Here is a 15,573-nt window from a genome sequence, read left to right as displayed (position 1 = left end):
GGCGGGTTCAGGACTCGCTGCCGCCCAGTGCCAGTCGCACCAGGTCGTCGCCGGTCATCAGGTCGAGGTCGAGAGGGGTGTCGAACAGGTCGCCCAGGTCGTCGAGGCCGTCCGGACCTTCGAGACCGCCGTCCGAGGTGCCGGGCGCGGGCTCGGGGGCCGGTTCGGGGGCCAGTTCGGTACGGAGCCGGTCGGCGAGCGCGCCCGGCGTGGGGTGGTCGAAGACGAGCGTCGGAGGGAGCTTGACGCCGGTCTCGGCGACCAGCCGGTTGCGCAGTTCGACGGCCGTCAGGGAGTCGAAGCCGAGGTCTTGGAAGCGGCGTTCGGCCGCCACCGTGTCCGGGTCCGCGTGGCCCAGGACGGCGGCCACCTGTTCCCGTACCAGCTCGACGAGGAGGTGCCGGTGCTCGGGCTCCGGCGTGCGGGCGAGCCGCGCGCGGAGCTCGGCGGGCCGGTCCGCCGCCCGGGGGGCGGCGGCCTGCCGACGCGCCGCCGGGACCAGGCTCCGGACGAGGGCCGGGGCCGACTCCGGGTCCATGGCGGCCGGGTCGATCCCGGCCGCCGCCAGCACCGGTACGTCACCGGCGCAGGCCGCGTCGAAGAGGGCGAGGCCCTCGCGGTCGGACAGCGCCCGGATGCCCGAGCGGGCCAGGCGGCGCAGATCGGCGGAGCTCAGCTCCCCGCCCATGCCGCCGTCGGACTTCCACAGGCCCCAGGCGAGGGAGAGCGCCGGGAGGCCCTCCGCGTGGCGGACGGCGGCCAGGGCGTCCAGGAAGGCGTTGGCCGCGGAGTAGTTGCCCTGGCCCGCCGTGCCCAGCATCCCTGCGAAGGAGGAGAAGAGCACGAATGCGTCCAGGTCGAGGTGGCGGGTCAGCTCGTGCAGGTGGACGGCGGCGTCGGCCTTGGGCCGCAGCACCCGCTCCATCCGCTCGGGCGTGAGCCCGCCGATGACCGCGTCGTCCAGGACGCCCGCCGCGTGCACCACGGCGGTTAGCGGCCGACCCGGATCCACCGAGGCCAGAAGGGCGGCGAGCGCCTCCCGGTCGGCGGCGTCGCAGGCGGCGACGGTCGCCTCGGCCCCTTCGGCGGCCAGTTCGGCCACGAACTCCGGGGCGCCCGGCGTCGCCGTGCCGCGTCGGCCGGTCAGGAGCAGTCGGCGCACGCCGTGCTCCCGCACCAGGTGGCGGGCGACGAGCCGACCGAGGGTGCCCAGGCCGCCGGAGATCAGCACGTGGCTGCCGGGCCCGAACGGCGCGGTGGTGCCGGAGGGGCGGTTCGGCCGCGGCCGGTGCAGCACCGGGACGGACAAGCGGCCCTCGCGGAGGATGAGTTGGGCCTCGTCGGCCGCAACGGCCCAGGCCAGGACCCGCAGGGAGTCCGGGGCGCTGTCCGTGTCGATCAGGGAGAAGCGTCCGGGGTGCTCGGACTGGGCGGAGCGGATCAGGCCCCAGGCGGCGGCGAGCGCCGGGTCGGGGCCGGTGCCTCTGCCGTCCTCGGCCGCGACCGTGACCGCGCCCGAGGTGATCAGTACGAGCCGGGACCCGGTGAGGCGGTCGTCGGTGGTCCAGTCACGGGCGAGGTCCAGGACCGTTCCCGTGGCCAGGGCCGTACGGGCCGCCCACGGGTGCCGGCCGTCGGTCTCGTGCCCGGTGGCATCGGCGACGGGTCCGGTCACGAGGACCACCGCCGGGGCCCGGTCGCCCTCGTCGAGGGCCCGCCGCAGCTCCCCGAGGCCGGGGTAGTGCCGTACGGAGACCCCGGCACCGCGCACGGCCTCCGCCGCGCCCGTACCGTCCTCGCCCACCACGGCCCAGTCCGCTCCGGCCGGGACCGGCGCGGCGGGCGCCTGCGACCGCTCCCACTCCAGGGCGAAAAGCCCGTCGCGGGCGGCCCGTCCGGCCACCAGGTCGGCGCCGGAGGGAAGCGCGCGCAGGGTGAGCGCGTCGGCGGCGAGCAGCGGTCCGCCCGTCGCGTCGGAGACGAGCAGCGACACGACGTCCGGGCGGGACCGGCGGAGCCGGACGCGCAGGCCGTCGGAGGCCGCGGAGCCGGTGGCCGTACCCAGCGGGGTCACGCCGCTCCACGCGAACGGGACGAGGAGCGGGGCGTCGTCCCCGGCGACCGCGAGCAGCGGGTGCAGGGCGGCGTCGAGCGACGCGGGGTGCAGCAGGAAGCCGGCGCCCTTCGCCGATGCCGCTTCCGGCGTCACCTCGGCGTACAGGTCGTCCCCATGGCTCCACACGGCGCGCAGGCTGCGGAAGGCGGGACCGTATCCGTACCCACGCTCGGCCAGTCGGGCGTAGAGGCCGTCGAGCGGGACCGGGGTGGCGCCGAGCGGCGGCCACGCGGCCGACTCCTGCTCGACGGCCGCCTCGGGGCTCCCGTCGGCGGTCCCGTCGGTGTCCACCAGACCGGTGGCGTGCCGGATCCACGGGCCCTCGGGGTCGTCGGCCGGGCGGGCGTGCAGGGTGACGGGCCGGGTGCCGTCCTCGGCCGGGGGGCCGACCAGGAGCTGGACGTCGACGGCCTCGGTGGCGGGCAGGACGAGCGGGGCTTCCAGGGTCAGGTCCGCGACCCGCTCGCCGCCCGTCTTCCGCGCCGCGTACAGCGCGAGTTCGGCGACGGCAGCGCCCGGGAGCAGCGCCGTGCCCATGACGGTGTGGTCGGCGAGCCAGGGGTCGGTGCCCAGGTCGAGCCGGCCGGTGAAGACTCGGCCGAGGCCGCCCGCGAGCTCCATGCCGCCGGTCAGCAGCGGGTGCTCCGCGCCGCCGGTGGGGGCGGGCGCCACGGGCGCGGCCGGCGGCTCGTCGAGCCAGTACCGTTCCCGCTGGAAGGCGTAGGACGGCAGCGGCACGGTACGGGCCCCGGGGAAGAAGCCGCTCCAGTCGACGTCCGCGCCGTTCGCGTACGCCAAGGCGAGCCCGGCGGCGAGGGTACGGGCCTCGGCGTGGCCGCCCCGCAGCAGCGGTACGGCTCCGGTGACGGCAGTGTCGTCGCTCAGGCAGCCGCGAGTCATGGCCGACAGGACGCCGTCAGGACCCAGCTCCACGTACGCGGTCACCCCGGCCTGCTCCAGGACGCGGACGCCGTCGGCGTAGCGGACGGTGCCGCGGAGGTGGTTGACCCAGTAGTCGGGGTCGGTGAGCTGGTGGGGGGTGGCGAGGGTGCCGGTGACGTTGGAGACGAGGGGGATGGTGGGTTCGGTGTAGGTGAGGGAGGCGGCCACGTTCCGGAACTCCTTGAGGATGTCGTCCATGTGGGGCGAGTGGAAGGCGTGGCTGACCTTGAGGCGGTTGACCTTGCGTCCGGACTTGCGCCAGTGGTCGGCGAGTTCGGTGATGGCGTCTTCGTCGCCGGAGATGACGGTGGAGGTGGGTCCGTTGACGGCGGCGATGACCGCGCGTCCTTCGTAGGGGGTGAGGGAGGCCAGGACGTCGTTCTCGGTGGCCTGGATGGCGAGCATGGCGCCGCCGGTGCGGGCGGTTTGCATGAGGCGGCCGCGTGCGGCGACGAGGGTGCAGGCGTCGTCGAGAGAGAGGACGCCGGCGACGTGGGCGGCGGCGAGTTCGCCGATGGAGTGGCCGAGGAGGTAGTCGGGGGTGATGCCCTGGTGTTCCATGAGGCGGAAGAGGGCGACTTCGAGGGCGAACAGTGCGGTCTGGGTGTACTGGGTGTCGTTGAGGGCGGAAGCTTCCTCGGTGCCTTCCTCGGCGAACATCAGGTCCTTGAGGGAGATGCCGAGGTGGGCGTCGATCCGCTCGCAGATGGCGTCGAGCGCGGCGGCGAACACGGGCTGGGTCGCGTGGAGTTCGCGGCCCATGCCGGGGCGCTGGCTGCCCTGGCCGGTGAAGAGGAACGCGGTCTTCCCGGTCCCCGACACCGCTCCCGTCACCAGATCGGCGGAGGTCTCCCCCGCCGCTAGGGCGGCGAGCGCCCGCAGCCGTCCCTCGTCGTCCGTGGCGAGCACGGCGGCGCGCTGGGCGAAGCCGCTCGGCGCGGAGGCGAGGGAGAGGCCGATGTCGGCGGCGGAGTGCTCGGGGTGCTCGGTGAGGAAGCTCCCGAGCCGCTCGGCCCGCACCCGCAGGGCGTCCTCGGTCCGGGCGCTGATCAGCCAGGGCAGAGGCTGCCCGGACCCGGAGACCACCGGCTCCGTCCCCTCGGCGGTGTCTTCGGCCGGCGCCTGCTCCAGGACGACATGGGCGTTCGTGCCGCTGATGCCGAAAGACGACACACCTGCGCGGCGCGGACGGTCCGTCTCCGGCCAGGCCTTGGCCTCCGTCAGCAGTTCCACGGCGCCGGAGGACCAGTCGATGCGCGAGCTGGGCTCGTCCACGTGCAGGGTCCGGGGCAGGACCCCGTTCCGTATCGCCATGACCATCTTGATGACACCGCCGACACCGGCCGCGGCCTGCGCGTGACCGATGTTCGACTTCAACGACCCCAGATACAGCGGGGAGTTCTCGTCACGGTCCCGGCCGTACGTCGACAGCAGCGCCTGCGCCTCGATCGGGTCGCCGAGCCGGGTCCCCGTCCCGTGCGCCTCCACGACGTCCACGTCCGCGGTCGAGAGCCCACCGCCGGCCAGGGCCTGGAGGATCACCCGCTCCTGCGACGGACCGTTCGGGGCGGTGAGGCCGTTGCTGGCGCCGTCCTGGTTGACCGCTGAACCCTGCACCACCGCGAGCACCTGGTGCCCGCGCCGCCGCGCGTCCGAGAGCCGTTCCAGGACGAGCACGCCCACGCCCTCGGCCCAGGCCGTACCGTCCGCGCCCTCGGAGAAGGCCTTGCAGCGGCCGTCCTCGGCCAGGCCGCGCTGGCGGCTGAACTCCACGAAGTAGCCGTGACTCGACATGACCGTCACACCGCCGGCCAGGGCGAGGTCGCACTCCCCGCCGCCCAGGGCCTGCGCGGCCAGGTGCAGCGCGACCAGGGAGGACGAGCAGGCCGTGTCCACGGTCACCGCCGGACCCTCAAGGCCGAAGGAGTAGGCGAGACGGCCCGAGAGGACGCTGCTGGCGTTGCCCGTGAGCAGGTAGCCGCCGTCCTTGTCGGCGGACTCGTGCAGCCTCGGGCCGTAGTCCTGCGCCATGGCGCCGATGAAGACGCCGGTGCCGCTGCCGCGCAGCCCGGCCGGGTCGAGACCGGCCCGCTCGAACGCCTCCCAGCTGGTCTCCAGGAGCAGGCGCTGCTGCGGGTCCATACCGACGGCCTCGCGCGGGCTGATCCCGAAGAACTCGGCGTCGAAGAGGTCGGCGTCGTGCAGGAAGCCGCCGAAGGCCGTGGCCGACCGGGTGTCGAGCGGCCAGCCCCGGTTCTCGGGGAAGCCGGTGATCGCGTCCGCCTCGTCCAGGACGAGCTTCCACAGCTCCTCGGCGGACGTCACGTCGCCGGGGAAGCGGCAGGCGGTGCCGACGATGACGATCGGGTCGTCCTCGTCCTTCACGGCACCCGCCGCGGCCGGGGCGGCGGCGCCGGGGCGGACACCGGTCGCCTCAGCGAGGAGGTGGTCGGTGAGCCGCTGCGGCGTCGGGTGGTCGAAGAGCAGGGTGGTCGGCAGCCGCAGTCCGGTGGCGGTGACGAGCCGGTTGCGCAACTCGACGGCGGTTACCGAGTCGAAGCCGAGGTCCTTGAAGGAGGCCGTCGGGTCGACGGTGTCGCGGGGGTCGAGGCCGAGCACGAGGGCCGCCTCGCCGTGCACGAGGTCACGGACGAGGGCGGTCGCGTCCTCCGCCGACAGGCCGGCCAGCTCGAGGCCGTCCTCCGTCGCCTCCGACGTCTCGACCTCCTCGGTCTCAGCGGTCTCCGCGAGGTCCTGCGACGGCACGGACACCGTCCGCTCCCCCGGTGCGGCGGCGACCGGCGGCTCCACCCAGTACCGGCGGCGCTGGAAGGCGTACGTGGGCAGCGGGACGGCCGTGACGTCGCCGGGGAACACCGGCCGCCAGTCCACGGTCCCGCCCTGCGCGTGGAGGGACGCCACCGAGGACAGGAACCGCTGCGGCCCGTCCTCGTCGCGGCGCAGCGAGCCGACGACCACGGGGGCCGTCTCGCGGCCTTCGAAGGTCGACTGGACGGACATGGTCAGGATCGGGTGGGGGCTGATCTCGACGAAGGCGTCGTGGCCGTCGTCGGCGAGGGAGAGGACGGTGCGGTGGAACTCGACCGTCTCCCGGATGTTGCGGTACCAGTACCCGGCGTCGAGCGTGGCGGTGTCCAACTCGCCGGCGGTCACCGTGGAGTAGAACGGGACGGTCCCGCGGCGCGGGGCTACCTCGGCCAGGTCGGCGAGGAGGGCCTCGCGGATCTTGTCCATGTGGACCGAGTGGCCGGCGCAGTCGGAGGGGACCTTGCGGGCCCGGACGCCCTCGGCGCGGCAGCGCTCGACGAGGTCGTCCACGGCCGACGCGTCACCGGAGACAACCACGGCCCGGGGGCCGTTGACGACGGCGATGCATAGCCGCCCGTCGTAGGCGAGGAGCCGTTCGGCGGCCTCCTCGGAGGTCAGTTCGACTGAGGCCATGCCGCCGCGCCCGGCGACGGTCAGGAGGTGGTGGCTGCGCAGCGCGATGACGCGGGCCGCGTCGTCGAGGCCGAGGGCGCCCGCGACGTACGCGGCGGCGACCTCGCCCTGGGAGTGGCCGACGACGGCGCCGGGCTCGACGCCGAAGGAGCGCCAGAGGTCGGCGAGCGCGACCATCACGGTGAACAGGGTCGGCTGGAGCACGTCGATGCGCTCCAGGGAGGGCGCGTCGGGCGCCTTGCGCAGGACGTCCTCGGTGGTCCAGTCGAGGTACGGGGCGAGGGCCCGGTCGCAGGCGCGGACGCTCGAGAGGAAGACGTCCGAGGCGTCGAGGAGGTCGGCGGCCATGCCGTACCACTGCGAGCCCTGGCCGGGGAAGACGAAGACGGGGCGGCCGACGGTCCGGGCGGTGCCGGTGACGCGGGAGGCCGAGCGGTCCCCGGCGGCGAGGGCGGTCAGCTTGGCGGCGAGTTCCGTACGGCTGCCGGCGAGGAGGACCGAGCGGTGGCGGAAGGCGGTACGGGTGGCGGCGAGCGACCAGCCGATGTCGACGGGCGCGTCGCCGAGGTCGCCCTCGAACTCATCGCTGGCGTCGGCGAGGTGGGTGAGCAGGCTCTCGGCCTGGGCGCGAAGGCCGGCCGCGGTGTGCCCGGAGACGAGCCACGGCAGGATGCCGGCGCGGAAGGTGGCCGGGCGCGCGGGCTCGGCCGTCGCCCCGGTCTCCCGTCCGGTGGGGGAGCTGGTCAGGACGAGCAAGGAGTTGGCGCCCGCGCGGACCGTCTCCTTGCGGGGCTCGGGCGCGGCGACGACGAGGTGGGCGTTGGTTCCGCCGACGCCGAAGGCGGAGACGCCAGCGAGCCGACGCTCCGGCTCAGCTACGGGCCAGGCGCCGAGGGTGTCCTGGACGCGCAGGTTGATCTCGGCGAGCGGAAGGCGCGGATGGGGGGAGGTGTGGTGGATGCTCGGCGGGAGCTGGCCGTGGGTGAGGGAGAGGACGACCTTGAGGAGTCCGGCCATGCCGGCGGCGGCACCGAGGTGGCCAATGTTGGTCTTGGCCGAGCCGACGAGGAGCGGGGAGCTGGCCGGGCGGGCGGCGCCGAGGACGGCGCCGAGAGCGGCGGCCTCGATCGGGTCGCCGACGGGGGTGCCGGTGCCGTGCAGTTCGACGTACTGGACGTCGGCCGGGTGCACTCCGGCGTTGCGGTAGGCGCGGGCGAGCAGGGCCCGCTGGGCCTCCTCGTGGGGGACGGTGAGGCCCGGGCCCCCGCCGTCGTTGTTGACGGCGCCGCCGCGCAGGACGGCGTGGATCCGGTCGCCGTCGGCGAGGGCGCGGGAGAGGGTCTTGAGGACGACGAAGGCGCCGCCCTCACCCCGTACGTACCCGTTGGCCCCAGCGTCGAAGGTGGCGCAGCGGCCGTCGGGTGAGAGTCCACCGAAGTGCTCGGCGAGGTCGGCGCTCTCGGTGCCGAGGTCCAGTTCGACACCGCCGGCGAGCGCTACCTCGGTCTCGCCGGTGCGCAGGCTCTGGCAGGCCGTGTGGACGGCGACGAGGGAGGATGCCTGGCCGGCGTCGACGGTGAGGCTGGGGCCGCGCAGCCCGAGGACGTAACTGACGCGGTTGGCGATCAGGCAGCGGTTGAGGCCGGTGAAGGAGTGGTGGCCGAGCGGGGTGCGCGAGCGCCGCGCCAGGTCGGAGTAGTCGCCGGTCATGGCGCCGACGAAGACGCCCGTGTCGCTGCGTTCGAGGTCGGCGGGGACGATGCCGGCCTCCTCCAGGGCCTCCCAGGCGAGTTCGAGCATGAGCCGCTGCTGCGGGTCCATGGCCACGGCCTCGCGCGGGGCGATGCCGAAGAAGCCGGGCTCGAAATCGCCGATCCCGTGGACGAAGCCGCCCTTGCCGGCCGGTCCGGCGGCGGCGCGGCCGCCGGTGGCGGCGACGCGGTCGGCGGGCGGCTCGGTGACGGCGTCGCCCCCGCGTGCGAGGAGCTTCCAGTACGCCTCCGGGTTCGGGGCGTCGGGAAAGCGGCAGGACAGTCCGACGACGGCTATGGGTTCCCCGCAGGGCTCTGCGCCGTGGCGGGTGTTCTCGACAGACACGCGGTTCCTCATTCGCATTCCGAGGGCTGGTACGGGGTCAACGGCACGGGGGCGGCGGCACGGGGTGACCGGAGCGGGCCGGCTCAGCCAGGGGTGGTCACCACTCCACCCGCAGCCGGGCGAGGCCTCGGGTGGCGAGGCCGTCCTTCCACAGCACCGCGTCGGGCCCGGAGGCCGTCCGGATGCCGGGGAAGCGGCGCAGCAGCCGTTCGACGACGATGCGGACCTGGAGCCGGGCGAGCGGGGCGCCGAGGCATCGGTGGACGCCGTGTCCGAAGGTCAGGTGGGCGGCGGTGCGGCTGTCCGCGTCGAGCAACTCGGGGTCGGCGAAGACGGCCCCGTCGCGGTTGCCGTGCAGCAAGGAGACGAGGACGCCCTCGCCGGCCCGGACGGTGACGTCGCCGAGTTCGACGGTCTCGACGGCGACGCGCGGGAAGGCGAGCGGCGTGGCGGGGCTGAGCCGCATCAGCTCCTCGACGGCGGACGGCACGAGTTCGGGCCGTTCGCGCAGCGCGGCGAGGGTGGTGGGGTCCGAGAGCAGGGCGAGCGCGGACAGCGACAGCTGGCCGACGGTGGTCTCGTACCCGGCCATGAGCAGGGTGAGGCCGAGGGTCAGCAGCTCCGGCATGGACAGGTCGCCGCCGTCGTGCGCGCCGATCAGGGAGGTGAGGAGGTCGTCCTCGTCGCGCTGCCGCTTCTCCTCGATCAGGTTGGACATGTACTCCACGAGTTCGAGGCGGCGGCGGGCCTTCTCGCGGGGGCTGCTCACGGAGATGTCGAAGAGGACCTCGACCCAGTTCCGGAAGCGGTCGGCGTCCTCGGGCGGGACGCCGAGCAGCGAGCAGAGGACGACGAGCGGCAGCGGCGCGGCGATCGTCTCGACGAGGTCGGCGCCGGGCCCGGCCTCGGCGAGCCGGTCGAGGTGCTCGTCGGCGAGCCGCTCGACGAACGGGGCCATCGCGGCGACCTTGCCGGTGGTGAAGGAGCCGGTGACCATGCGGCGCAGCCGGGCGTGCTCGGCGCCGTCCATGCTCATCATGGAGTCCGGCACGGGCTGGGCGTCGATGACCGTCGGCGCGTGCGGCTTGACGGCCTCGGCGCGGCTGAAGCGGCGATCGGTGAGGACCGACCGGCCGAGCGTGTAGTCGCGGACCAGCCACATCGTGTGGCCGGTGGGGGTGGCGACGCGGGTGACGGGCTCGTCGCCGTGCTCCAGGAACTCCGGCAGCGGGCCGAGTCGCCCGACGTGGTGCGCGTACGGGCAGCCGGCCGTGGCCGCCTTCCGCTCCTCGTGCTCGATGGTCATGGTGGTGTTCCTGCCGTCTCCGTTCCGGTGGCCGGTCATGACGCCGCCGCGATCCGCTGCTCGGCCTCGCGGAGCGTCTCGGCGCGCCGGTTGAAGGCGATGCGGACGTACTGCTCGCCCCGCGCGGGGTCGGAGAAGAACGAGGCGCCGGGGACCAGGAGGACGCCCGCCCGGTCGAGCAGGTCGCGGACGAAGCCGGTGCAGTCGCGCTCGCCGGCCGTCAGCGGGCTGATGTCGGCGAAGAGGAAGCAGCCGCCCTCGGCCGGGGAGAACTTCATGCCGGTGCGGGCGAAGACGCTCTGCGCCAGGTCGCGGCGGGCCTCCATCTCGCGGGCCACCTCGGCGAGGTCGGTGGCCAGGGCGGCCCGTCCCGCGGCCACCGGAAGGCGTGCGGGGCGGCGCAACGTGCCGACGAGCGGCATCGCGCTTCCTCCGGCGAAGGATGGGCCTGCCTGCGCTCCGCATCGCACCGGTCATCGGCCGGCTGTTTGCGATCGACGACGTTGAGAAGCTCGGGTACGTCGTGCTCGTGACTCCCGCCGACGGCAGCCGGCCGCAGCGACCGACTCGGATGCTCGGTCCGGGCGCGCAGTGGTGGAGGGTCTGCGACCTCCGGTCTGGCGGGGCTTCCGTCGCACCGACACAGATCCTCGATCTCGTCGAGGGGTACTGGGAGGGGTGGCTACCGGACGGAGAAGTCTCATTGGTGTAGGCCGCGGGCCTTCGACGACCGCGCTGAGCTCCTGGAAGTGAGCCCGGACGCGTACCGCGTCCGGGCCGATTCACTTCGGCATCACGCTCCGGAGGAGCCCAGTGCGGTTTCCGTGTCCTGGCCGCTCCATCCGCTGGGGCTGCGCCACAGGACTCGGACGTCGAACACGTCGCGGATGGTGTCGACGGACCATTCTTCGGCGGGTGCTTCGCAGAGGACCAGATAGAGGTGGTCGGCCGGCGCCGGCAGGGTGTGGTTGATCTCGAGAAGGCGGGTCGCTCCGGAGCGGAGGTCCTGGTAGGTGGAGCGGCCGGTGCCCAGGACTTCGTAGACGGACAGGCCTCGGTCCGTGACGCAGCTGACGTCGATGACCGGTGAGTCGGACGGCTGGATGTCGGACCACAGCAGGGCCGACTTCAGGGCGTGGCGCACGGCCTCGTGCTTCTTGCACGTGCGGTCGACCGCTGCCGAGGCTTCCAGTTGCTGGAGAAAGTCGTCTTTCGTCGCTGTGGCCGGTGCGGCGGGAGATTCGTCGATGGTGGTCACGGGCTCGGGTTCCTCCCGCTCGGGCTGATGGGTGGGTGCGTTGTGCTGGTCCGGCTCTGCGGCTTCGGCCAGTCGGGTGCGGATCGTCTCGCGTGCCTCGAGCAGCGCGTCGGACCAACCGGAGTCGGCGAGTTGGCCCTGGAGGCTTCGGACGTCCAGTGTGTGGTCCTTGAGTGCGCGGTTGGTGCTCGCCGCGAGGTCGCGCAGCGCGCCCAGGCGGTGTCTGTCCGGGAAACCGAGGACGCGTCGTACGTCCACCCAGTCTGCCTGGTCGCGGCGGAGGACGCGGTTGGCCATGCCCTGGAGTTCGGAGAGTCGGCTGCGTACGTCCTGCGGCACGTCTCCCCCTCCGGCCACCAGGTCGTCGAGTACGCCGAGTGCGGCCGCATAGCGTTCCGCCATCGTGGGCGAGATCGGCCGGCGACCGCGCTGATCGGCGGTGAGCACGCTGTGGTTGGTCTCGTTGCCGAAGACCCAGCAGTCCAGTTCCGTACCCGGGCGCGGCGGAGCGGAGCCGTGACGGACGGTCAGGACCAGCGGGCGGTCGGTGGTGGGGGAAAGTGCCTCGACCCGGTAGCGGCCGCCCGGTGCGGGGCCGACGACGCGCACACGGATGTCCGTCCCGATGTCCGGTACGTCGCCGGAGGCCGCGTCGGATCCCGTCTGGGCAGGGAGCTGCTCGCTGTTGTCGGCGTTGTTCGTGAGGGCCTCCGGGATCGGTGAGGTGTGCAGCACGGTAAGGCTCTGGGTGCTGCGGGTGAGGGCGATGTAGAGCTGACGCAGCCCGGCCGCACCGCGATCGGCGATCGTGGCGGGCTCGACGACCAGGACGTGGTCGTACTCCATGCCCTTGGCCTGGGCCGCGGCGAGTACGGACACCGATTCCCGGCGCGGCCCGGTGATGCCGGCGCTCTGGTCGAGGTGGCGGGTGATCTCGTCGAGCCAGCCGGAGTCGTCGGGGACGATCACGGCGATGGAGCGCAGGGTGGTGCCGTCGCTGGTGCCCACCAGGCGGGTCACTTGGGCGACGGTGTCCTCGAGGAGCCTCCACGGCTCGGTCGCCACGGTTCGTACGGCGTTGTCACCCACCTCGCGCACGGCTCGGGGGTAAGGCAGCGTCGGGGCGATCGCACGGGCCAGTGGCGCGACGAACTCCATGATCTCCGCCGGCACGCGGTAGCTGGTGTGCAGCTCGGCGATCCGCCAGTCGCCGTGGTCGGACAGGAGCGTGCCGAGGCGGTCCCAGCTGGTGTGGGTGTGGGGGCCGGTGGCCTGGGCGAGGTCTCCGAGGACCGTCATGGAACCGCCCACCGCACAGCGGCGGCGCAGCGCGCGGGCCTGCATGGGGGTGAGGTCCTGTGCCTCGTCGACGACGATGTGCCCGTAGCGGCTGGGGGTCTCCCCGGTGATGAGGTATCCGAGTTCCTCGATGCAGACGTGGTCGTCGAGGGTCCAGGGGTCGGCGTCGGCGGTGGCGGCCCGGGGCCGGTGCAGAGCGGTTTGCTCGTCGTCGTCCAGCACGCCTTCGGCGCAGGCGCGGAGGAGTTCGGGCGAGTCGTAGAGGCTGCGCAGGGCTTCTCTGGCGCCCGGCGAGGGCCAGACGCGTTCGACGAGCCGCTCTACGCGGCGGTTGCGTTCCAGGTCCCGGCGGATCGTGCCGCCCTGTCCGCGGCGCGGGGCGATGGCGGCGAGTTCTTGGAGGAGGAGGTCGACGAACAGGTTGCGGAAGCGTTCGCGGCGCTGCCGATACGGCCCGTCGCCGTATCGGGCCTCGTCGAGGAGGGCGAGGACCCTGGATCGGGGGACGCGCAGGGTGGTGCTTCCGGCGGTGACGACGACGGCGGGCTCGTCACCCTCGAAGGACGGCGCGGTGGTGAGGTCGTCGAGGACCTCGGGGCGGCAGTCGTGCTCGACCCGGCGCCGCAGGACGGCCGCTATGCGTTCGTCGGACTTGACCAGTCGCGCCTGCGGGGTGTCGGTGCCGAGCACCTCTCCGTCCCACATACGGCTCAGTTGCACGGCGTTGACGTCCCGTGTGCCGAGGGTGGGCAGGACCCGGCTCACGTAGTCGAGGAACCGCTGGTGGGGGCCGATGACGAGGACGTCCTGTGCCTTGAAGTGCTCGTTGTTGACCAGCCAGGTCACACGGTGCAGACCGACGGCGGACTTGCCCGTGCCCGGGCCGCCCTGCACCACGAGGATGTCGGACGGGGAGCCGGTGACCAGGTCCATCTGGTCGCGGCGGATGGTCTCGACGATGTCCCGCATGCGGCCGCTGCGCGAGCGCTGGAGCTCGCGCAGCAGGAAGTCGTCCGGCTGGAGCGGCTTGCGGCGCTGGATGCGGGCGACGTCGCCGGGTGTGGGGGACGGCGGCAGCCGGTCCTCGCCCTGCTGCTCGTCCGGTTCTGGGCGGGTCTCGGGCGGAGCCGCCGTCCGTGGGTCGTCCTCGGACCGCGGCCTCGGAAGGGCCGCCGTGGGCGCGGGTGACGGCGACGCCGGGGCGATCTCGTCGAAGTAGTCTTCGACGACGCGCTGCGTGCACTGCAGCCGGCGTCGCAGAACCACTTCCCCCGGTGCCTCCGGGAGTGCCTCGGACCACTTCCTGGCGCGGTCGCTGCTCCACAGCAGGACCACCGGGTCGTTCTGCGAGTCACGCACGCCCCGCCGGCCGATGTACCACGGGCGAGGCTCCCCTCCGGGCTCCTCCGGCGCGTCGACGCGGGAGAAGACCAGAGCCTCGTCACCGAGCCCGCCGTACGCCGCGGCCCGCGCCTCTGCGTCCTTCCTATTGGCTATGCCGTCCTTGCCGCTCGCCGACGCCGTGGCGGCCGAGGTCCCGCTCATCTCGGCCAGCCGCGCGGTGTAGCAGTCGTACGCGTGGTCCACCGCATTCTGCTCGCCGGCAAGGACCTCGTCGCGCGTGGTGGTGCTCATGTGCATCCCTCCCTGCGGCGTCCTGGGACACCGCTACGGGCAATGCGCCCGTACCCCGCCCAAACAACTATCAGAGACCGGCCGGTAACGAACAGTCAGCGCGAAAGCCGGTCCGGCCGGACGCGGTTACCGGGCACAGCCTCGGCGAGATCGCCGCGGCCTTCATCGCGGGCATCCTCGATCTGCCGGACGTCGTCCGGCTCGTTCACCACGACAGCCGGCTTCAGGCCACCATCGCCGGCCGGCGCGGCGCCGCCTCCGGCAAGCGCAGCGCTGCTGCAGATCGCCCTGGGGATGCTGTCGCAGCGCGGCACGGCCGACCTGAAAGCCGGCAGCTGAGGGCCTCAGAGGGTGCGCGGCTGGCACCTCGGTGGCATGTGGCGGCCGGCGGTAACCCGGTCCTGCTCAACGCGTTGCTGGAGGCGCGACGGGGCGCGCGCCTCGTCGGACGGCCCGCCGGCCGGCGAGGCGTTCGCACGCGGTGTCATGCGCTGTCCGGTCCGCACCGAGTCGACGGTGCTGAAGGTGGCGCAGCACCCGGCCGTGCTGGACGGCTTCGGATCACCCGACCCGGGCAGCGTGTCGCCAACTCTGCTTCGACATGTCGCCTTCCGCGGTGCGACGGGCACTTTGGTGCCGCAGCCTGGGACGAACGGTGATGATCTCGAGGTAGCCGCCGGGCTGCTTGGATCTCGCGTTTGTGGTTCCCCAGTGGAGACAGCGCGCTTTCGGTCCCCACTGCTGATCATTCGGTTGTGGGCCACCTGTGAGGGACAAAGGAGATGTCGAGGTTCATTCCTGTGCCGTGGGCGTGGCCGCAGGCCGCTGAACTTCCAGGACAACTGCCGTCCCGGCCACGGATCGGTCCTCGTGCATGGTGATCACTTGGCCGGGCTCGAGGTGCTGCCACTGCTGAGGGGCAAGGGGAGCGAGTCGCACCGAGGCACGCCCGCCAGGTTCGAGGAAGGGCGTGCGCTCGACCCAGAGCATGGCGATGTTGAGGGCCGGCTCGCCGGTCGGGGTTCGGTTTCCGATGTTCCACATCGGTCGCAGGACGCCAGCGCCGGAAATGGGCGTCTGCCGTCGGGCCTCGGCAGCCGGACGGAGGGTGAGATCGGCGCGAATCATGCCGTTGAGTGTCTCGTGGCAGCGCCAGTGGCACCAGGCCGCGCTCTTCTCCATCCGCATCTGTTCGGCAGCGGTGGCCAGAGCTTCCCAGAAGCTGAGAGGAGGCGGTTGGACGTCTCCGAGTTCCTCCAGCAGCCCGAGAGCCACCTCCCACTCGTCCTGGGTGAGGTACTCCCAGACGTCGGCCACCGTGATGTCGTTCTCGGTGGCGCTCTCCTCGGGCACGAGCAGGGAAGCGGCTTCCAGCAGCAGGGGAACATCCTCGCCAGAGACGCAAGTCCTTGTGGGGCCCGTTTCTCGTTGAGTTCCTCCAGGACCGGTCCTCATCGG

At 73.2% G+C, this 15,573-nt stretch carries 6 protein-coding genes; 1 reads left to right on the top strand and 5 read right to left on the bottom strand.

Annotated features, from left to right (window positions below; genetic code table 11):
• Nucleotides 1-7 precede the first annotated feature (7 nt).
• The 4 genes from FEF34_RS18560 to FEF34_RS18545 form a co-directional block, all read right to left on the bottom strand.
• Nucleotides 8-8,617, bottom strand: coding sequence for a type I polyketide synthase (locus FEF34_RS18560; RefSeq protein WP_171053005.1), 8,610 nt, complete (start codon nucleotides 8,615-8,617; stop codon nucleotides 8-10).
• Between the two features lie 97 nt (nucleotides 8,618-8,714).
• A complete protein-coding gene (locus FEF34_RS18555) occupies nucleotides 8,715-9,923 on the bottom strand; it encodes a cytochrome P450 (protein ID WP_138054167.1) in 1,209 nt (402 codons plus the stop codon).
• Between the two features lie 35 nt (nucleotides 9,924-9,958).
• The gene (locus FEF34_RS18550; RefSeq protein WP_138054166.1) at nucleotides 9,959-10,345 is read right to left on the bottom strand and encodes an aminotransferase class I/II-fold pyridoxal phosphate-dependent enzyme; all 387 of its coding nucleotides are present in this window, start codon (nucleotides 10,343-10,345) and stop codon (nucleotides 9,959-9,961) included.
• Nucleotides 10,346-10,716: 371 nt separating this feature from the next.
• Nucleotides 10,717-14,115, bottom strand: coding sequence for a HelD family protein (locus tag FEF34_RS18545; protein WP_171053004.1), 3,399 nt, complete (start codon nucleotides 14,113-14,115; stop codon nucleotides 10,717-10,719).
• A gap of 149 nt (nucleotides 14,116-14,264) precedes the next feature.
• On the opposite strand from FEF34_RS18545, the gene FEF34_RS43920 reads away from it, so the two are divergent.
• The gene (locus FEF34_RS43920; RefSeq protein WP_325063672.1) at nucleotides 14,265-14,774 is read left to right on the top strand and encodes a hypothetical protein; all 510 of its coding nucleotides are present in this window, start codon (nucleotides 14,265-14,267) and stop codon (nucleotides 14,772-14,774) included.
• A 133-nt stretch (nucleotides 14,775-14,907) separates the two neighbouring features.
• Here the strand turns inward: FEF34_RS43920 and FEF34_RS18535 are convergent, their stop codons facing one another.
• Nucleotides 14,908-15,468 carry a hypothetical protein gene (locus tag FEF34_RS18535; RefSeq protein ID WP_234042451.1) on the bottom strand — a complete coding sequence of 187 codons (561 nt, stop codon included), beginning with the start codon at nucleotides 15,466-15,468 and terminating at the stop codon, nucleotides 14,908-14,910.
• Nucleotides 15,469-15,573 lie beyond the last annotated feature (105 nt).

The sequence above is a fragment of the Streptomyces marianii genome, from assembly GCF_005795905.1.
Lineage (GTDB): Bacteria > Actinomycetota > Actinomycetes > Streptomycetales > Streptomycetaceae > Streptomyces > Streptomyces marianii.
The sequence above is the reverse complement of the archived record's forward strand: the minus strand, read 5'-3'. Positions and strand labels throughout refer to the sequence as shown.